This is a genomic window from Salipiger sp. IMCC34102 (assembly GCF_004145405.1).
Lineage (GTDB): Bacteria > Pseudomonadota > Alphaproteobacteria > Rhodobacterales > Rhodobacteraceae > Loktanella.
On the sequence record NZ_SELQ01000003.1, the window covers coordinates 1 to 18,986 of the forward strand.

General features: G+C 66.3%; 14 protein-coding genes and 1 pseudogene. 10 read left to right on the forward strand and 5 right to left on the reverse strand.

What is annotated here, in order from left to right; translation table 11 throughout:
- From EU805_RS17575 to EU805_RS07775, 9 genes are all read left to right on the forward strand, one after another.
- A partial coding sequence (locus EU805_RS17575) for a hypothetical protein (RefSeq protein ID WP_207208087.1) occupies positions 1 to 289 on the forward strand: 289 nt, incomplete at its 5' end.
- Positions 290 to 558: 269 nt separating this feature from the next.
- Positions 559 to 1,797, forward strand: coding sequence for an ROK family protein (locus tag EU805_RS07740; protein ID WP_129763405.1), 1,239 nt, complete (start codon positions 559 to 561; stop codon positions 1,795 to 1,797).
- Between the two features lie 85 nt (positions 1,798 to 1,882).
- Positions 1,883 to 3,442 (forward strand): ABC transporter substrate-binding protein, encoded by a 1,560-nt coding sequence (locus EU805_RS07745; RefSeq protein WP_165351910.1) that lies wholly within the window; start codon positions 1,883 to 1,885, stop codon positions 3,440 to 3,442.
- The gene (locus EU805_RS07750; protein ID WP_129763407.1) at positions 3,442 to 4,389 is read left to right on the forward strand and encodes an ABC transporter permease; all 948 of its coding nucleotides are present in this window, start codon (positions 3,442 to 3,444) and stop codon (positions 4,387 to 4,389) included. The genes EU805_RS07745 and EU805_RS07750 overlap by 1 nt, the downstream gene beginning before the upstream one ends.
- Entirely contained in the window at positions 4,389 to 5,264 is an 876-nt protein-coding gene (locus EU805_RS07755; RefSeq protein WP_129763408.1) for an ABC transporter permease, read from the forward strand. The genes EU805_RS07750 and EU805_RS07755 overlap by 1 nt, the downstream gene beginning before the upstream one ends.
- On the forward strand, positions 5,264 to 7,333 hold the full coding sequence (locus EU805_RS07760) for an ABC transporter ATP-binding protein (RefSeq protein ID WP_129763409.1): 2,070 nt from the start codon (positions 5,264 to 5,266) through the stop codon (positions 7,331 to 7,333). The genes EU805_RS07755 and EU805_RS07760 overlap by 1 nt, the downstream gene beginning before the upstream one ends.
- Positions 7,330 to 9,171 (forward strand): sulfatase-like hydrolase/transferase, encoded by a 1,842-nt coding sequence (locus tag EU805_RS07765; RefSeq protein ID WP_129763410.1) that lies wholly within the window; start codon positions 7,330 to 7,332, stop codon positions 9,169 to 9,171. The genes EU805_RS07760 and EU805_RS07765 overlap by 4 nt, the downstream gene beginning before the upstream one ends.
- Before the next feature lie 47 nt (positions 9,172 to 9,218).
- Complete coding sequence (locus EU805_RS07770) at positions 9,219 to 10,889, forward strand: glycoside hydrolase family 3 protein (protein ID WP_129763411.1); 1,671 nt, start codon at positions 9,219 to 9,221, stop codon at positions 10,887 to 10,889.
- Entirely contained in the window at positions 10,886 to 11,887 is a 1,002-nt protein-coding gene (locus EU805_RS07775; RefSeq protein WP_165351911.1) for a formylglycine-generating enzyme family protein, read from the forward strand. Before EU805_RS07770 ends, EU805_RS07775 begins: the two co-directional genes overlap by 4 nt.
- Before the next feature lie 35 nt (positions 11,888 to 11,922).
- On the opposite strand, the pseudogene EU805_RS17650 reads toward EU805_RS07775, so the two are convergent.
- The 5 genes and pseudogenes from EU805_RS17650 to EU805_RS07800 form a co-directional block, all read right to left on the reverse strand.
- A pseudogene (locus tag EU805_RS17650) lies at positions 11,923 to 12,377 on the reverse strand (integrase core domain-containing protein); the annotation flags it as partial.
- Positions 12,378 to 12,427: 50 nt separating this feature from the next.
- Entirely contained in the window at positions 12,428 to 13,471 is a 1,044-nt protein-coding gene (locus EU805_RS07785) for a TAXI family TRAP transporter solute-binding subunit (protein ID WP_242494091.1), read from the reverse strand.
- 22 nt (positions 13,472 to 13,493) lie between these two features.
- Positions 13,494 to 15,167 (reverse strand): hypothetical protein, encoded by a 1,674-nt coding sequence (locus EU805_RS07790; protein ID WP_129763413.1) that lies wholly within the window; start codon positions 15,165 to 15,167, stop codon positions 13,494 to 13,496.
- 385 nt (positions 15,168 to 15,552) lie between these two features.
- Positions 15,553 to 16,890, reverse strand: coding sequence for an HlyD family type I secretion periplasmic adaptor subunit (locus EU805_RS07795; RefSeq protein ID WP_129763414.1), 1,338 nt, complete (start codon positions 16,888 to 16,890; stop codon positions 15,553 to 15,555).
- A complete protein-coding gene (locus tag EU805_RS07800; protein ID WP_255465879.1) occupies positions 16,887 to 18,740 on the reverse strand; it encodes a type I secretion system permease/ATPase in 1,854 nt (617 codons plus the stop codon). The genes EU805_RS07795 and EU805_RS07800 overlap by 4 nt, the downstream gene beginning before the upstream one ends.
- On the opposite strand from EU805_RS07800, the gene EU805_RS17655 reads away from it, so the two are divergent.
- Positions 18,673 to 18,951: a hypothetical protein gene (locus EU805_RS17655; RefSeq protein WP_242494093.1), complete on the forward strand. Its 279-nt coding sequence runs from the start codon at positions 18,673 to 18,675 to the stop codon at positions 18,949 to 18,951. The genes EU805_RS07800 and EU805_RS17655 overlap by 68 nt on opposite strands.
- Positions 18,952 to 18,986 lie beyond the last annotated feature (35 nt).

Here is an 18,986-nt window from a genome sequence, read left to right on the forward strand (position 1 = left end):
AACCCCGTTCGGTGATCTGCGCGACCGCGTCCCGCTTGAAATCGTCACTGTAAATGTTGCTGCCCATCATGGCCTCCTTGCTTCAGATTTAGCTAAGAAGGCGTCCACGATACACGGGGCTATTCAGATAATGGAGCGATCAAGGTTCACGAAAAATCAGACTGTTGGGATACCGAAGGAACCGACAGCCGGCCTGCCGACGGCCGAAGTGTTTCGGAGGGATCAGTTCAGCAAGTCGGCGTGCTCCAACTACACGTGCGGTTTTTCGGTCGATACTGTCGGGCGATGACCGTGAACCGGATGTCGCGATCCCATGTTCGGAGAATTGGCGGCGCGCCGGGCGCAATACCTTCCCAAAAAGGGTCCGCCCAGACCGCCGCTTCCGATGTGTACGCTGGACGTGAAGTCGCGTCCTGGGGCGGGGTGGCGACAGCCTTTGATTCGCGGTACACCGTTCTTTCGAGGCGCGCTCCTGCGGCGACGAACGAGTAGAGGGTTTTGGATTGCGGCGCTTTGATAAACTATGTTGATACGCGTTCTCCACGGAAAGACGTTCATGTGAATTCGACCCTGACCCGCTTGCCGCATATCGCAGGCACGACAACCCACGACGCGCGGCACCGGAATCTGGCGGCCGTTTTCGAGGCCATACGCGATCAGGCCGGGCGGTCGCGCAAGGAAATCGGCAAGGACATGCCGTTCAGCCTGCAGACGATGACCAACATCGTGACCGAGCTGCTGGACATGGGGCTGGTGACGGAGGTGGATCGAGCGTCGGCACGCGCGCGGGGCAATCCGCATCGCGGACTGTCGATCGTCGCGGACCGCGGTTTCGCCGTGGGTGTCCAGTTTCGCTGGAACGCCTGCATCCTGTCGCTGGTAGATCTTTCGCTGACCGAGGTCGACCGAACCATCGTCCCGATCACCACGCTTGAGCGGGACGCCGACGGCTATGTCGAGAGCCTGCTTGCCGCGATCGGGGCGTTCCTGGAGAAGCACCAGGCGCGGGATATCTGGGGGATCGGGCTTTCGGGGCCGATCCCGCTGGAAGTGCCGAACATTCCGCAGCACGCGCGGTCCCTGATAGCGACCGCCGGGGGGCGGTGGTTCAATTCCTTCTTCGCGCGTCAGAGTGCCGAGGCGCTTCGGGACCGGATTGCGAGGCAATTCCGCTGTCCGGTTAGCCTGTTGAACAACCCTCAATCGGCGGGATTGGCAGAGGCAATGCGGCAGTCCACCCAAGCGCGCTTTGCCTATGTACAGCTTGGCCTCGGGCTGGGGGCCTCGGTCGTGAGCGGACGTTCGGTCAGCCAGGATATCTGGCGCCACGGGGGCGAGCTAGGCCACGTGCTCTACGATGGGCAGACGCTCAGCACGATCCTGTCCGCCTCGGGGTTGCGCGAGTCGCTGGCGCTCGACGTCGAGCAGGGCGAGCTGGAGCTTGAACTGGGTCAGCTTCTGGACCAGCAGCCGGACCGGTTCGATCCCTGGCTGGCGGAGGCTGCGCCGATCCTCAAGTTCCTGGTGAACTTCGTGGAAGCGGCGATATGGCCGGACGGTATCGCCTTGGGCGGGTTCATTCCCAAACCCCTGTTGGATCTTCTGATCGCGCGGTCGCTGCCACTGTCCGATTCCGTGGTGATGCGAGAAGGTGACCCGCGGCGGAGCATGTCGCGTCTGTTTTCTGCCGGGGACGGGGCCGACGCCATTCCCTACGGCGCCGCCGTCAGCGTCTTGAGCTACCGCGCAAACCAGGCTTTTCCCGAACTGATCGCCCGTCGCAGAAGCGCTGCCTGACGCGGGGCATAAAAATTGTTGACCAAAAATTCTCGCCTGCCTACGATCAAGAAACTTTATCACTGATCGGTGGGAGGAGACAGCCGTGACCCAGATTTGCAAGAAGGGCCCCCGGTTCGGGGTTGCCAGCAGACGTTCCATTTTGAAAAGCGGGGCCGCCATCCTGAGTGCCGCAGTTCTGGCCACGACCTCCGTGCAGGCGCAGGAGGGGACCCCCAAGGACGGCGGCACGCTTCGGATCGCCCAGACGGCGGACATCCAACCCAACAACATCCTGGCGGGCCGCGGCGGCAACAACCCCTTCCGTCACAACGTGTTCGATTCCCTGACCGTGCTCGATTCCGAGACCGGCCAGCCCCGGGGGGTCCTGGCGACGGACTGGTCCAGCAGCGACGACGGCCTGACCTTCACCGTCCAGATCCGCGACGACGTGACCTTCCACAGCGGACGTCCGATGACGGCCGAGGACGTGGTCTACACCCTCGAACAGGTCGCCGTTCCGACGAACTCGTCCCAGATGAAGCCGCTGGTCGACGAATGGATCTCGATCGAGGCGACGGGCGATTACGAGGTCACGATCACCTCGGAGACGCCGATCGCGCCGCGGGTCTTCGACGTCTTCCAGCTTGCGGTGATCGTCGACCGCGAGACCTTCGGCGGGTTGCAGGATGGCAGCGAGGTCATCGGCACCGGTCCGTTCGAATTCGACAGCTGGTCGCCCGGTGCCTCCGTCAGGATGACGCGCAACGAGGACTACTGGGACGATCCGGCCCATCTCGAGGCCGTCGAAATCAACGTCATCAACGATTCCACCGCGATGGCGAACGCCTTGCGCGGGCGCGTCGACATGGTGCTGGACCTGACCCCGCGCGATCAGGTGATGTTCCAGGGCGATCCCAACATCGAGATCTTCAACAGCCCCGGCGGCCAATTCTTCCCCCTCGGCATCGACGTCACGGCGGAGCCCTTCGACAACAAGGCGCTGCGCCAGGCGATCGGTTATGCCATCGACCGCGAGCGGATCATCGACCAGGTGATGAGCGGCGCAGGGGAGGCGGCCAGCGTCTGGTGGCGGTCGAACGAAACCGGTTCCACCGACGAGATCAACAGCTACTACAGCTACGATCCCGACCGCGCACGCGCCCTGATCGCCGAAGCCGGGGCCGAGGGGACCACGGTCCCGATCAACGTGATCGGCTACGGCTCTGTCCCCGCGATCTACGAGATCGTGCAGAACAACCTGCGCGACGTGGGTCTGGTGCCGCAGGGCCAGATCCTTGAGACGGCGGCCTTCGACCAGCGCCAGACCGCCGGCGACCTGGGGGCGAGCTTCATGCAGATCCACGGGCTTCAGGGCTTCTCGGCGGCGACGCTCGTCGATGCGCTGCCCGCGCTGCGCACCAACAACCCCTCGAAGTTCGATCCGCCCCGCTATGAAGAGCTGAAACTGGCGCTGCAATCCGCGCAAGGCGAAGAGGCCTATGCCGCGGCCCTGCAGGAGTTGGCGAACTTCATGCTGGACGAGGCCTTCAGCCACGTCCTGATCAAGGCGCAGCCGATCGGGGCCAAGCGCGTCGAAGTCCAGGACCTGGAGTTCGACAACACGGGCTTTCTGCATCTGGCCGATACCTGGCTCGACGACTGATGCTGACCTTTCTGGCAAGGCGCCTGCCGTCGGTGGCGCTTATGCTGGTCGTGACCGCGCTGATCGCCTTCCTCCTGCCCCGGCTGGGGGGAGGCGATCCGGCGCAGGTCGTGGCCGGACCCGATGCGACCCTGGCGCAGGTGGAGGCCGTGCGTGAGCAGCTGGGCCTCGACCGGCCGGTCCTCGTGCAGTTCGGCGACTGGGCCGGGCGGATCGTGACGGGGGATTTCGGTACCTCGCTGATCTCCAATCGGCCCGTCGCCCAGCTTATCGCGAGCCGGCTCAGCAGCACGATGGAACTGGCGATTGCGGCGACGCTCCTGATGATCGTGATGGGACTGGGACTCGGCATCCTCGCCGGATCGGTCCGCAAGGGCGGCAGCCGGGCCGCGATCGACGGGACGCTCAGCGTCCTGCTGGCGACACCGCCCCACGTGACGGGTCTGATCCTCATCCTGATCCTCGGCATCTCCTGGCGGCTGCTGCCGATCAGCGGCGAAGTGTCGGTGTTCGACGATCCGGTGACCGGCCTGACCTACCTGATCCTGCCGGCCTTCGCGCTGGCTCTGCCGCAGGCCGCGATGATCGCCCGCCTGATCCAGGCCCGCATGTCGCAGGTGCGCGAGGAGGATTTCGTCGATCTGGCGAAGGCGAAGGGCGTACCTCCGCGCCGGATCGCGATCAGTCACGTGCTGCGCAATTCCCTCGGCACCGCCGTGATCGTCACCGGCGTCCGCGTGGGCGAGATCCTGGCCGGTGCGGTCGTGATCGAGGCGATCTTCGCCCGGCAGGGCCTGGGGACGCTCGCCGTCAGCGCGATCCAGTCCCGCGACTACGAGGTCGTCCAGATCATTGTGCTCTTTGCCGTGGTGATCGCGGTGGTCGTCCATTTCCTGTCCGAGATCCTGCTGGCCGCCCTCGACCCACGCATCCGATTGGACAGCTGATGACGATCCAGGACACCGACATCCCCCGCCGCCGCGCATTCCTGAGCGAGGGCCTCCGCCGCTACCTCGCGGCCTTCAGGACGCCGCGCGGCCTGATCGGGGGCGGGCTGCTGGCGATCATGTGCCTCGCCGCGCTGCTGGCGCCGGTCGTGTTTCCAGGCGCGGTCGACGCGCAGTCGCGCGACAGCTTCCTCGGCCCCTCCCTGACGCATCCCTTCGGGACCGACGAGCTGGGCCGCGACATCTTCATCCGGTGCATCTACGCGTTGCGCATCTCGATCAGCCTGGTGATCGTCGCGGTGCCCATCGCCATGGTGATCGGCACGCTGATGGGGCTGGCCGGGGCGATCTCGCCCGCGCTCGGGGATGCGTTCCAGCGATTGTTCGACATCATCCTGGGCTTTCCCAGCCTGATCCTGGGGATCTGCATCGTCGTGGCGATCGGGCCGGGCTGGATCGCGCTGGCGGTGACGATCGCGATCTTCTCGTTGCCGCAGTTCGGGCGGCTGGCCCGCGGCGCGCTTCTGACCGAGGAGGGGCGCGAATACGTCCTCGCGGCCCGCGTGCTGGGAGTCGGCAAACGCAAGATCATGACGCGCCACATTCTGCCTAACGCGATGGATCCGATCCTGGTGCAGGCGTCGCTGGCGATGATCGGCGGCATCTTCGCGGAGGCGGCCCTGTCGATCGTGGGACTCGGCATCCAGCCCCCCACGCCATCGCTGGGGACCTTGCTGAACGTGGGCATTCGCTACGTCTACGTGCAGCCGATGTATACCGCGGGACCGATCATCCTGCTTTTGCTGCTGGCGCTGGCCTTCAACCTGATCTCCGACGCGCTCAACGCCGCCGTGATGAAGACGAGGAACGATTGATGACCGACGCACCCATGCTCGAGGTGAACGATCTCGCCGTCCAGTTCGATTTCGGCGGCGTGGCGATCCAGGCGCTGCACGACGTCTCCTTCAGCGTCGGCAAGGGGCGCATCCTGGGGATCGTGGGCGAATCCGGGTCGGGCAAGTCCCTGACGGCGAAATCCATCATGGGGATGCTGCCCGAGGCGGGACGGGTCTCGAACGGATCGATCCGGCTGGACGGGCGCGACCTGGTCGAGGTGCCCGAGACGGAGCTGCGGCAGATGCGCGGTCGCGATCTGGCCATGGTGTTCCAGGATCCGCAGGCAGCGCTGAACCCGGTCAAGACCATCGGCTGGCAGATCGTCGAGGCGCTGGTCGTCCACGGCATGCCGAAGGCCAAGGCCCGCGCCCGCGCGCTGGAGCTGTTGCGCCAAGTCGGCATCCCGGACCCCGAAACGCGCATCGACGAGTTTCCGCACCAGTTCTCGGGCGGGATGCGGCAGCGGGCGGTGATCGCCATCGCGATCGCCAATTCCTCGCCGCTGATCATCGCGGACGAGCCGACAACGGCGCTCGACGTGACGATCCAGGCGCAGGTTTTGCGGCTTCTGGCGAAACTGCGGGCGGACCTGGGCGTCACCGTGATCTTGATCACCCACGACATGGGCGTGGTCGCCGAACTCTGCGACGACGTGGTCGTCATGTACGGGGGGCGCGTGGTGGAGCGCGGCACGGTCGAGGCGATCTTCGACGCGCCGCAGCACCCTTATACGCGCGCGCTTTTGGCCTCGATGCCGCGGATCGAGGGGGCGCGCGGGCGCGAGCTGGCGGCGATCCCGGGGTCGACGCCGGATCTGTCGCGACTGCCGTCGGGCTGCGCCTACCACCCGCGCTGCGCGCTGGCCGAGGACATGTGCGCGCGCAAGGTGCCTCCGCTGGAGCCGATCCCCGAGCGCCCCGAGAACACCTCCGCCTGCCTGGTGGCGCAGCGTGACGGACGTTTGCCGCCGGAGGGGGAGGGGGCCTCCGCGGCCTCTGCCCGGCCAGACCGGCCGGAGACCGAGGCCGCCCCGATCTTGCAGGTCGAGGACCTGCGGGTGGATTTCGGCTCGAAACGCCGGTTCTTCAGCAGAACCGCGCCGTTCTACGCCGTGGACGGGGTCAGCCTGACCGTCCGTCCTGGCGAAACCGTGGGTTTGGTCGGTGAATCGGGCTGCGGCAAGACCACGGTGTCGCGCGCCATCGTCGGGGTGAACCCGATCGCTTCGGGGCGGGTGTCGGTCGACGGTCGGGACGTGACCTCTTTCGACGGGCCGGCCACGGCGCTGGTGCGCGACCAGGTGCAATACGTCTTCCAGGATCCCTATGCCTCTCTCAATCCGCGGCTGACGATCCGCCAGATCCTCAACGAGGCGTTGGAACGCCGCCGCCTGTCCGCGGAGGCGCGCGAAGAGGAATGCGCGCGGTTGATGAAACTCGTGGGACTCGATCGCCATTACCTCGACCGTTATCCCAAGGCGTTCTCGGGTGGGCAGCGCCAGCGTATCGGGATCGCCCGCGCGCTGGCGGTGCAGCCGAAGGTGCTGATCTGCGACGAGCCGGTCTCGGCGCTGGACGTGTCGATCCAGGCGCAGGTCATCAACATCTTGGCGGACCTGCGCGACCGGCTGGGGCTTGCGGTCCTGTTCATCGCGCACGACCTTGCGGTGGTCCGGCACCTGTCGGACCGGGTCGCGGTGATGTACCTGGGTCGGATCGTCGAGGAAGGTCCCGCCGAAGAGATCTACGCGGCGCCCCGGCATCCCTATACCGCGGTCTTGATGGCCTCGACCCCGAAGCCCGTTCCGCAGCCGGGTGCGATGGCCTCCAAGACGATCCTGGAGGGCGATCCGCCCGATCCGCGCAATCCGCCCTCGGGCTGCCGGTTCAGGACCCGATGCCCGATCGGACCCCTGGTGCATCCCGACCGCACCATCTGCGAACGCGAGGATCCGGCGCTGTCGGGAGACAGATCGCACAAGGCCGCCTGTCACTTCCCGCAGGACACCACGCAGACGACCGAAATGCGCGAAAGGATGCCGTCATGAGCCGCACCCTCCCCAACATCCTGTGCCTCGTCAGCGAGGATTGCCCGCCCTGGTCGGGACCCTACGGCGATCCGCTGGCCCGCACGCCGCACCTCGACCGGCTGGCGGCCGAGGGGGTGACCTATGAGGCCGCGTGCTGCACCTCTCCGGTCTGCGCGCCCTCGCGGTTCGCGATCCTGACGGGCCGTCACGCGGAAAGCGCGCCGCCCGCGCAGCAGATGACCGGCTTCGGGCCGACACCGCCGGGCATTCACACGACGCCGCAGGTGTTGCGCGACGCGGGGTACTACTGCACCAACTCTGAGAAGACGCATTACAACTGCGATCTGGACCCCGAGACCCTGTGGGACGAGACCAGCGCAACCGCCCATTGGCGCAACCGGCCCGAGGGCGCGCCCTTCTACGCGATCTTCAACACCATGGTGACCCACGAATCCTGCGTCTTCGAGCCCAAGCCCGGCCCCGTCGGCCCCGGTGACGTGACCGTTCCGCCCTATCTGCCCGACACCCAAGGCATCCGTCAGGCAAAGGCCAGCTACTACAACGAGATGGAACGGATGGACGCCTTCATGGGCGCGCGGTTGGCGGAGCTGGAGGAGGACGGCCTCTCCGACGACACGATCGTGTTATATTACTCGGACCACGGGTCGCCTTTGCCGCGCTCGAAGCGGTTCTGCTACGACGAAGGCCTGCGGGTGCCGCTGATCGTGCGGGTCCCGCCGAAGTGGCGGCATCTGTTGCCGCTGGACCCCGGCAGCCGGCAGGCGGGGCCGGTGTCCCTCGTGGATCTGTTCCCGAGCCTGGCCGCCGTCGCGGGGGGCGCGGCGCCGGAGGGGTTGCACGGCGTCCCGTTCCTTGGCCCGGACCGCAGGGGGCGGGATTTCGCCTTCTCGGGGCGGGACCGGATGGACGAGCATTACGACATGACCCGCACCCTGCGCGGGCCGCGCTTCCGCTATATCCGCAACTACGCGCCCCACCGGATCTGGGGGCAGCACTACGCCTTCGCCTGGCTGGGGCAGGCCTATCAGGACGCGGAGCGCGCGCACCTGGAAGGGCGGCTCGATCCCGTTCAGGACCGGTTCTGGCAGCGCAAGCCCGCCGAAGAGCTTTACGACATGGCAGAGGATCCCGATGCGATCCACAACCTCGCGGACGATCCCGCCCATGCCGACACCCTGCGAAAGATGCGCGCCGCCCTCGATGCGCAAATGGTGGCGATCCACGATTGCGGGTTCATCCCCGAAGGCAGCGCGGCGCAGGACTGGACGCCCAGCCGCGACGCGAAGGTCTATCCGCTGACGGAGGTCATGGCGCTTGCAGCCCGCGCGATCAGGCGCGATCCGGCCGAGGCCGAAGGGTTCATGGCGGCCCTGGATCACGCGTCCCCGGTGATGCGGTTCTGGGCAGCGCAGGGGCTTTTGATGCTGGCGGTCGAGGGGCACGCGCTGCCCCGTGGGCTGGCCGATCGCATGGCGCGGGAGGCCGATCCTTGCGTCCGCGTGCCCTTGGCCGAGGCGCTGGGACATGCCGGCGACGCCCCGGCCCAGGTGACGTATCTGACGAAGCTCGCGGGCGGGGAGGGCCACCCGCGTCTGCGGTTGCAGGCGCTCGACGCCCTGCACTGGCTGCCCCTGATGCCCGAGGTATCGCTGCCGGTCGTGGCCGGACTGGCCGAGGATACGGACGAATACCTGCGCGGTTCCGCGGGCTACTTGAAACTGCGGCTGGAAGGGACCTACGATCCGTCGTCCACCGTGTTCCGCTTCGATCTGTTCAAGCCCACGGGCCATGCCGGAACCAAGGGGCCGGCCGACAGCGATGCCGCAACGGGCTGATGACCGGCCACGTGCACCACCCTGCGGCTACGAAAGGACGCAATTTCATGCAGATCGATGACCTCAGAGCCGCGCCCTTCGGGTTGGACGACGTGGCCATCGCTTGGGTGCTTGACACCGCCGCCGCGCTGGAGCCCGCCGCGCGGATCGCGCAGCTGTTCAACATCGGCCTGCACGGCCCGGCCGAGGGGCTGGCCCACCGGATCGGGGCCTTGCAGCCCGGCGGCATCACGCGCTTCTTCTCGGAGGACGGCGCGGCGGAGGCGGGCCTTCTGGACGATCTGCAGGAGCGGTCCGCGGTGCCGTTGCTGGTGTCCGCCGACCTCGAAGGATCGCGGATGAGCCTGGCTTTCGGGACCGGCGTGCCGAACCCGTTGGCGCTGGCGGCGGGCGACGATCCGGACACGACCCGCAAGATCAGCCGGATCATGGCCGACGAGGCCACGGCCATCGGCGTGAACTGGTCCTTCACGCCCGTGCTCGACATCAACGCGGCCTTCCGTTCGCCCATCGTGGCGACGCGCGGCTACGGCTCGGACCCTGCGACGATCCGCCGGCACGCGCTGGCGCAGCTCGAGGTGTTCCAGGCCAACGGCATTGCCGCCTGCGTCAAGCACTGGCCCGGCGAAGGCTACGACGACCGCGACCAGCACCTCGTCACCACGATCAACCCGCTGGACATGGAAGCCTGGGAGGCTAGCTTCGGGGTGCTCTACCGCGCGGCCATCGACGCAGGTGTCCTCAGCGTGATGTCCGCGCATATCGCGCTGCCCGCCTTCGTGCGCGAACTGGACCCCGATGCCGGGATCGAGGCGGCGCGGCCTGCCTCGCTGTCGCGCGTGTTGAACGAGGGTCTGCTGCGCGACCGGCTGGGATTCAACGGGCTGATCGTCTCCGACGCCTCGGAGATGGCGGGGGTGACCTCCTGGATGGAGGCCGCCGCCGCCAAGGTCGAGATCCTGCGCGCGGGCTGCGACATGGTGCTCTTCACCGATGATCTGGCGCGCGACGTGGCCAACGTGCAGGCGGCGGTGGCGGATGGGACGCTGTCGCAGGCGCGGCTGGAAGCGGCGCTGCTGCGCGTGCTGGGCCTGAAGGCCGCGCTGGGGCTGCACCGTCGCACAAAGGCGGCCCCGATCGCGGACAGGCTGGCACGATTGAACGCGCCGGAGGCGTGCGAGACGGCGCAGGCCGCCTATGCCGCGGCGCCGACGCTGGTGAAGGATGTGAACGGTCTGTTCCCGATCACGCCCGAGCGGCAGCGGCGCGTGCTTTTCGCCTCGACCGGGATCGTCTCGCCGCTTCACGGGGCGCCGACGCCCTTCGCGCTTCCGGACATGATGCGCGCGCGCGGATTCGAGGTGACCGAGTTCGCAGCCGGCACGCCCTTCGATCCCACTGGCTTTGACCTGGTGCTCTACGCTTTCGGGGAGGAGACGCTGCTGACACGCGGCCGCATCTTCCTTGACTGGTTGGGGCTGACCGGCGATTTCCGCTACGCGATGAAACGCCCGTGGCACCAGGTGCCGACGGCGATGGTGTCCTTCGGCTATCCCTACTACCTTTACGACGCGCCGCGCGTGCCGGCGTATGTCAACGCCTACGCCACCACCGAGGAGATGCAGGCCGCGACGCTCGACTGCATGACGGGGGCCGCACCATTCCGGGGCAGATCGCCCGTCGATCCGTTCTGCGGGCTGGAGGATGCACGATTTTGACCGACGGGCGCGATGGGAAAGGCCCCTCCGGCGCGACCTGTTGCGCGCCCGGCAAGACGGGCAAACCCGGTCCCGACGCCTTCGACGCGACGCGTCTGGCGGCGGCCCGTGGGGTGGACCCCGCACCGGTGGAGGTTCGGGCGGAGCTGCTGGCGCAGCTGCGGGACATCCCGGGGGGATTTTTCGACATGGGCGCGCGCCAGTCAAGCTTTCCCGGCGATCACTGCGCGCCGCGGCGCAAGGTCCAGGTCTCGCCCTTCCGGATCGCGCCCTGTGCCGTGACGAATACCGAATTCGCGCGCTTCGTGGCGGCCACGGGCTACCGCACGGTGGCAGAGGTCGAAGGCTGGTCCTACGTCTTCCACCTGCTGTTGGACCAGCCCGACGCCTGGCCGGTCTCACCGCCCGGGCTGCCCTGGTGGCGCATGGTCGAAGGCGCCTACTGGGCCGCTCCGGAAGGGCAGGGGTCGGACTGGCGGGACCGCGCGGCGCATCCGGCGGTCCATATCGCTTGGTACGATGCGCTGGCCTATTGCACCTGGGCGGGTCTGCGCCTGCCGCACGAGGCGGAGTGGGAACGCGCCGCCCGCGGGGGTCACGCGCGGCGGAAGTTTCCCTGGGGCAACGCGCTGAACCCCGGTGGCGCCTTCGCGATGAACACTTGGCAAGGCCGTTTCCCCGATCAGAACACCGCCGAGGATGGCTACGTCTCGACCGCCCCCGTCACGGCCTTTGCGCCCAACGATTACGGGCTCTTCAACATGACCGGGAACGTCTGGGAATGGGTCGGCGATCGTTTCGGCCCCCGCCCGGCCCCCGGCAAACGGCCCGAGCGCGATCCCCGGGGCCCGGCCGAGGGCCATGCCCGGATCCAGCGTGGCGGGTCCTACCTGTGCCACGAAAGCTACTGCGACCGCTATCACGTCCACTCGCGCACCCGAAACGATCCCGATAGCTCTACCGGAAACTGCGGTTTCCGCGTCTCTGCCGACGCCTGATCGCCGGAGCGTTTCCGTGTGGCATCCAAGTGTCGTCAGGCGGCAATCGCTTGGTGATCCTGACCTGCTCCCCTGAGAGGCCGCATTTGGGTCAGCTCCGTTAGGGTTTGGTCCTCCGCTGACCGTTGGTGAGACTCCCACGGGGCGAGCCCGTCGAGGCGCGCGTGGGGGCGGTGATGGTTGCAGTCGCGGCGCCAAGCCTCGATCAGATGTCGAGCGTGGGGCAACTTGGCAATCAGGTGCTCGTTGAGGTACTCGTTGCTCAGGCTGCCGTCGAGCTTTCGACGAAGCCGTTCTGCATCGGTTTTCCCGGCGCAATCTAGTGCCATTCGACCTCGTGCTCTTCCTGCCATGTCAGGATCGCATTCGAGGTCAGCTCCGTCCCATTGTCTGACACCACCATGCAGGGTTGACCCTGCAACTTCGCAATCCGGTCCAATTCCCCGGCGACAGGGATGCCTGACAAAGCCGTGTCGACCACCGGGGCCAGGCGCCATCGTCTCTCGGACCAATGGTAGGCAGGCGCGGTACTAGACCGCATCAACACCCAATCACGGCGCAGATTCTTTGGCGGTAGATCGCGTTGGTGCCGTTCTCGGTGGGGCTAGGGTTCGACGTGCAGGTGGGCACGTAGTCGGGGGCAAGGCCCGCGTTGACGCATTGGCCGATGTCCCAGCCGGGAGGAATGTCGTTCAGGTCGACCTTGCTCCATTTCGGATGGCCGCCGTCCTGCAGCGTTTCGAATCCGGCCACCACCAGGTTCGAAACGTCCGACACCGCCCGGCAGCTTTCGGCGTGATAGGCATTGCGGGCGGGGTTGTATTCGTAGGTCATCAGCACCGCCTTGACGGCGACCACGTCGACCGGCTCCGCCTGGAAGGGATAGGTCTCCGCCGGGAGAGTGGTCGGCGTATATACCGACTGAAGAACCGGGTCATCGATCTCGACGAAATGGAATGCCTCGGCGTCGATCTGCGCCCCGGAGAAGAGCGCAGTGGGAGCGCCCGCCACGTAGAAGAATGCATCGATGTCGCCGCTTTGCAGGGCCGCAAGCGCCGCGTCGGGGCCGATGGTGACACGTTCGGCGGGCTCTGCGCCGACGAGATCTAGCAAGAGTGAGGCTGTCAAGAATGTCCCGCTGTCTTCGACCCCGATCGCCACCCGGGCCCCATCGAGATCCCCGACGGTTTCGATCTGCCGAGATGCAAGGATATGGACCTCTTCGTTGTAGAGCGGGAAGGCGATCCGGACACCACGCACGGCTTCCTGGATCGCGGGATCCTGTGCGGAATAGGTCCGCAGATATTCCAGCACGTCGCTTTGAACGATGCCGAACTGGGTGGCCGGCCGCTGACGCACGCCGAGGAAGTTTTCCAGCGATCCGGCACTTTCCCGGACGGTCAGCGTCTGACCGCAGGCGCCGACGAGATCCGCGATGTCCCGACCGATCTGGATGTAAGTTCCCGTCGGCCCCCCGGTAAGTATGTTCTTGGCGAACTCATGCTGCTCCGCGCTGGCCGCGGTGCTCAGGCAGAGCAAGGCGGTCGCAAGGCTCGGCATCGGATTAAAAAATGGTTTCATCATGAAAGGACCTCATCGTTATCGATCAACACCGGCCAAGGCTTCGAATGAGGGAAACGAGCGTCTGACGGTTCACCTCTCCAAAAACTCGCGTTAGCGCATCGACAGGACAGATCTGATCGCTCAACGCATCATTTAGTCTTCGCCGTTGGATCGCGGTGGCGGTTTCCAGCCCCGGTGCCAGAGCGAGGGCGCCGGACACCTGTGCTACAGTCACCGGCTCGGCGCGTCGGCGCAGATCCTCGGCCAGCGAAGCCTGTGCCGCCGGTTCGACCGTGGTCACGGTAATGCGGGCCGTCGGTGCCAGGCCAACCACCGCCGTGGCGGGCGTCTGAGCATCCAGGGGAAGAAGGGTGGGGGCGGCAAGGGCTTGCCGGGCGCTGTCAAGTTCCGCGCGAAGGGCCGTCAACTCGCCGTTCAGGCGGTCCCGTTCGGCTTGCGCCCTGGTGCTTTGATCGACCGCGGTCCTCTCGACATCCTGGGCCGCCGCGATCCGTTCGAGAACCTGGTCCAGTTCCGCCTCCTCGGCCGCGCGTTGCGCGGCGAGCTCGTCGAGTGCAGCGCGGGCCTGTGAGGTTTCCTCCCGCGCGGCGTTCAGACCGGCCTGTATTCTGCTCTCGGCCTCTTCTGCTGCGTCGCGAGCGTTTTGCGATGTTGCGAGGCTTTCGGCCAGCGCGTTCTTGCGCCCGCGGAGCTCTTCGACCTCCGTGGCGAGCCGGTCGCGGGTCACGGTCGCGTCGCGCATCTGGGCGAGCACCGCATCTCGTTGCTCGGCGATCGTCTGCCGGTCAGCGGCCAACCGCTCGGACTCCAGTCGCATGGTCAGGCGATCGCGCCCGGCGGCTTCAAGATCCGTGGCGGCGCGCCGAGACTGCGCGGCAAGCGAGGCCAACTGGTCCTGCGCGGTTGCGATACTCGTCTCGACGGACGTCAAGCGTTCCTCTGCGATCTTCATGTCGGCTTGCGTTTCTGCCGACAGGGTCTCGCGCTGCGTTTCGAGGACCGCCAATTCCGCGCGGAGCGTCTCGAGAGCGGTTTGCGCGGTCTGCAGGTCCGCCTGCGCTTCAGTCCGCGCCATGGAAGCTTCCCGCGCTTCGACGCGGGCCATCTCCGCCGCCTCCGCCAGGGAATCGCGTTCGGATTTCAGGGCGCGCGCCTCTGCGGCCAGGTCTTCATGGGCGTCCCTGAGCTCTTCGTGTTCTCGTCGCGCCGCCGCCAGCGATCTGCTTGCTTCTGCAAGATCGCTGCGCGCGGCCTCCGCCTCCGCCTGCGCGCCGTTGCGGGCAAGCACGAGGTCTTCAAGGGCCGTCTGCGTTTCGGCAAGAGTGTCTTGCGTTTGCTCCAGTTCGGCGCGTGTGGCTTCCGTGTCCGAGCGCAGAGCGTTGCGGTCCGCAGTGACGGCCCGCATCTCCTCGGTCATCTGATCGCGGATGTTCTCGGCCCGTGCAGTTTCGAGGGTCAAGGACGCAAGCTCCGACTGCGCCTCCGCGAGGTCGTCGCGCACGCGTTCGAAGGCCGCGCGCAACTGCTCTATCCCCGTCGTCAGGGCTTCGGTTTCGGCACCGCCGCGGGCCGATGCCAGTGCGGTTCCAGCCGCGGTCGCCTCGTCGAGCCGCGCGCGGGTCTGGTCGAGTTCATCACGAAGGTCCTGCAGGGCCGTCTCGGCGTTGGCCTTTTCGGATTCCAGCGAAGACAGCACGCGCCGGTATGCCTGCATCTGCTGCGACAGCCGGTCAACGGTTTCGCATTGTTCGCCTTCGCAAACGGTTTGAGCCATCGCGGGCAAGGCGGGGGACAGAAGGCCCAGGCATATTCCGATGACGGCCAAGGCGAACGCCGGTCTCGAGCGGAGCGCCGCGCGTGCATTGCGGGGTGTCGGACAGGTCCGAGATACCATTGCAGCCGTTTCGGACAGGACGCTGACAGGACAATCCGGCGGCCCACCGATCCAAGAAGCGGCAGACACCCGAACGGACGATCCGGGCCCTGCGATCGTGAGGCCGAAACCGAAGCGCAGTTGGGATTGGCGGCGTTTCTGCGAGGTCGGGCCCGGGCGAAGCGGCGTCATTGGTCCGGTTCCCCCCTCATTGCTCTCGAAACGCCCGCGACATGCTGTCGACGATGGGCCGTGCAAGGTATTGCGCGAAGGTCCGCTCGGCGGTCTGGATCATGATCTCCGCGGGCATGCCCGGGGTCGGGGTGAATTCCGGAACCCGCAGGATCTCTTCCGGCGCGATGGAGATCCTTGCAACATAGACTTCCGTCGAGATTCCGGCGGAGGAATCCGTCACCGAGTCCGCCGAGACGTAGAACACCTCGCCGTCGAGTATCGGCGTCGTGCGCTGGTTCAGCGCCGTGAGCCGCACCTTGGCGGTCTGGCCACGCCGGACGCTGTCGATGTCAACGCGCGGTACCTGGACCTCGATGATGAGGGGTTCGTCGTCAGGAAGCACCTCCAGGATCGGACGCCCGCTTTCGATGACCCCACCGGGAGTATGATAGTAAAGTCGGACGATCGTGCCGGACACGGGTGCCGTGATCGTCGATCGTTCTCTTATGTCCGCTGCCGTGCGGGACTGTTCCTTTACCGAGTCGAGCTCAGCCTGGATCGGTTGCAGGCTATCGAGCGCGTTCTCGGCATAGCGGTCGTTGGCTTGTTCGATCTGCTGCTCGTATTTTTGCCGGACCTGCGCACTCTCCTCGATTTCCGCGCGAAGCCGCGAGATCTGGCCCTCGGCCTCGAGCACGAGGCGTTCGGCGGCGTTGACTTCAAAGCGGCGGATGAGACCGCGCTCCAGAAGCTGCGTCTTGACCTCCAAATCCTCCTGCAGGAGAGCCTGTTGACCTTCGTGGGAGGCCAGTTGGATCTCGTAGCCGGCGACCCGCACCGCCAGCGCGTCAAGATTTCGTTCGAGGAGCGCGATATCCGTCTGCAGCGTGGTCTCGGCGACCTGAAATGCAAGCCGCTGGCCATCGAGAATGGCCGCGACCTCCGGATCGTCGCGCAGCGTCGCCAGATGCTCGGGAAAGACGAGGTCCGATAGGTGTTCGTTCTGAGCCTTCAGTCGCGCTTCGGTCGCCTCCAGCCGGACCTGCCGCAGGTTCAGCTCTCGTTCGTTGGCCTTTGCGACGGTCGGATCGAGCAGGATCATTGCCTCGCCTTGCGTGACCTTGTCCCCTTCGCGCACGTTGATCTGCTCGATGATGCCGCCTTCCAGGTGCTGAATGATCTTGTTCTGGCCGGTGGCCACGAAACTGCCTTGCGCGATGACCGCTGCGGCCAAGGGCGCGCGGAACGCCCAGACGCCAAAGCCGCCGAAGGTGAACGTCATCAACAAGATGCCGAAGATCACGTGCTTTTTGATCGAACGGGGCACTTCGGCGTACCATTCGGCCCCTGGAGTTGCGGTGATGTCGCTCATTTCGTCACCTGCTGTGCTTTGCGGCCGGCCAGCTTTTCCAGCACGGCCTGTCGTTCTCCGAACATCTGAATGGTGCCGTCCGCCAGCAGCATGACCTTGTCGACCGAGCTGAGAAGCGACGGCTTCTGCGTTATGACCACGACGGTGATCTTGTTGGCTTGAGCGTGCTTGATCGCGCGGGCCAGCGCCTTGTCGCCGCTGGTATCGAGGTTGGAGTTCGGCTCGTCCAGGACGACGAAACGCGGCCCGCCGAAGAACGCCCGCGCCAGTGCGATGCGCTGCTTCTGCCCGCCCGAAAGGGGCGATCCATCGGCGGCGACCACCGTCTCGTAGCCCTGCGGCAGGATTGCGATCATCTCATGCACGTCCGCCAGCCGCGCAGCCTCGAAGATTTCCTCGTCCGTCGCCTCGTCGCGCATGCGTGCAATGTTGGCCTTGATGGTGCCGGGAAACAGCTGCACGTCTTGCGGCAGGTAACCGATGTTCTCGCCGAACTGGCGCGGATCCCAGTTGCGCAGGTCCATCAGATCCAGCCGCACGTTGCCGGAGGTCGGCAGGATCGATCCCACCAGCATCTTGCCCAGCGTCGTCTTGCCGGCCCCCGAGTTTCCGATGACCGCCAGCGTCTCGCCCGCGTTGAGTGAGAAGCTGATCCCGTTGAGAATGACCTGCTTCGTGCCGCCCGGGACGTAGAGCAGGCGCTCGACGTCCAGCCGGCCCTGCGGTTTCGGCAGCCAGAGTTTCTCGAATTGGTGCTTCGGCCCCGACAGCAGGGCCTTGATCCGCCCGAAGGCCATCCGGGACAGCGAAAAGCCATTCCAGCCTTCGATGGCCCCTTCGATGGGCGCCAGCGCGCGGCCCGCGATGATCGAAGCCGCGATGACCATGCCGCCGGTGATCTCTCCGAGAATGGCCAGGTAAGCGCCCCAGCCCAGCATTCCGACCTGCGTCAGCATCCGCACGATCCGAGACACCGCGGCAGAGGTGATGTTGCGGTCCTGCGCATGGACTTGCGCGGTCAGGGACGCGGCGGTGTCGCGGCCCCAGATCGTCACGGCTTCGGGGATCATCGCCAGCGCGTTGATGATCTGTGAATTGCGCGACATGGAATCGAGGTGCAGGTTCGCCCGCGACTGAGCCGCGTTGGCGGTCATGAAAGGCTTTGCCGTGATCTTCTGGTTGATCAGCGCGACCCCCAACAGCAGCAGCGAGCTGACCACGACGATCGATCCCAGATGCGGGTGCACCAGATAGATCGCCAGCACGAAGATCGGCGCGAAGGGCACATCGAGAAACGAGATCAGCGTGCCGGAGACGAGAAAGCCCCGTAGCGTCTGCAAGTCGCCCAGTGTCTGGTATTCGCGCCCGTTGCTGTGCAGCGACGAATGAGCCGCCGCGCTGAGGATCGGTGCGCCCAGCTGGGCCGCCAGTTCGACCGCCGTACGCATCAGAACGTAGCGCCGGACCGCATCGAAGATGGCCTGCAGGATCACCGCGCCCACGATGATGACCGTCAGCATCACCAAGGTGTCGACCGAGCGGCTTGTCAGGACCCGGTCGGAAATCTGGAACAGGTAAATCGGAATGGCGAGGATCAGGATGTTCGTCGCACAGGTCAGCAACAAGACGAACAGCATGTTCTTCTTGACCGCCGCCACTCCGATCCGAAGGGCCGCGTTGAAATCCTCGGACCCCAGTCGCTTGTGAAATTTCGGAGGTTTGTCCTGACCGCCGCCCGCGCCGCCGACGGCACCGCCGCCATCGCCCTTGGAGATCGGGCCGGTGCTGCCATCGATCGTGGCTTTGACCTTGGCATCCGTGTCGGTGGCACGGGCCTGCGTCGGAGCGATCGGGCCTTTCGGCTTGGCCGGTTCGGACGCGGCCGGCGTAGCGGACCTGACCGGTTCGGATGGCGCCGGCGTGGCGGACCTGACCGGTTCAAACGAGGCCGACGTAGCGGACCTGACCGGTTGGGATGAGGCGGACGTCGCGGACCTGGCCGGTTTGGACTGGGCCGAGACTTCGGGTTTCGGGGCGGACGCCGCTGCCGACGGTGCCTGAGTGTCTGCACGCGACGGCACGGGCTCTGCCACCGC

Excerpts from the sequence above, each read along its gene's own strand:
- EU805_RS07750 (WP_129763407.1), top strand. The coding sequence starts at position 3,442 with ATGCTGACCTTTCTGGCAAGGCGCCTGCCGTCGGTGGCGCTTATGCTG.
- EU805_RS07755 (WP_129763408.1), top strand. The coding sequence starts at position 4,389 with ATGACGATCCAGGACACCGACATCCCCCGCCGCCGCGCATTCCTGAGC.
- EU805_RS07760 (WP_129763409.1), top strand. The coding sequence starts at position 5,264 with ATGACCGACGCACCCATGCTCGAGGTGAACGATCTCGCCGTCCAGTTC.
- EU805_RS07765 (WP_129763410.1), top strand. The coding sequence starts at position 7,330 with ATGAGCCGCACCCTCCCCAACATCCTGTGCCTCGTCAGCGAGGATTGC.
- EU805_RS07770 (WP_129763411.1), top strand. The coding sequence starts at position 9,219 with ATGCAGATCGATGACCTCAGAGCCGCGCCCTTCGGGTTGGACGACGTG.
- EU805_RS07785 (WP_242494091.1), bottom strand. The coding sequence starts at position 13,471 with ATGATGAAACCATTTTTTAATCCGATGCCGAGCCTTGCGACCGCCTTG.
- EU805_RS07795 (WP_129763414.1), bottom strand. The coding sequence starts at position 16,890 with ATGAGCGACATCACCGCAACTCCAGGGGCCGAATGGTACGCCGAAGTG.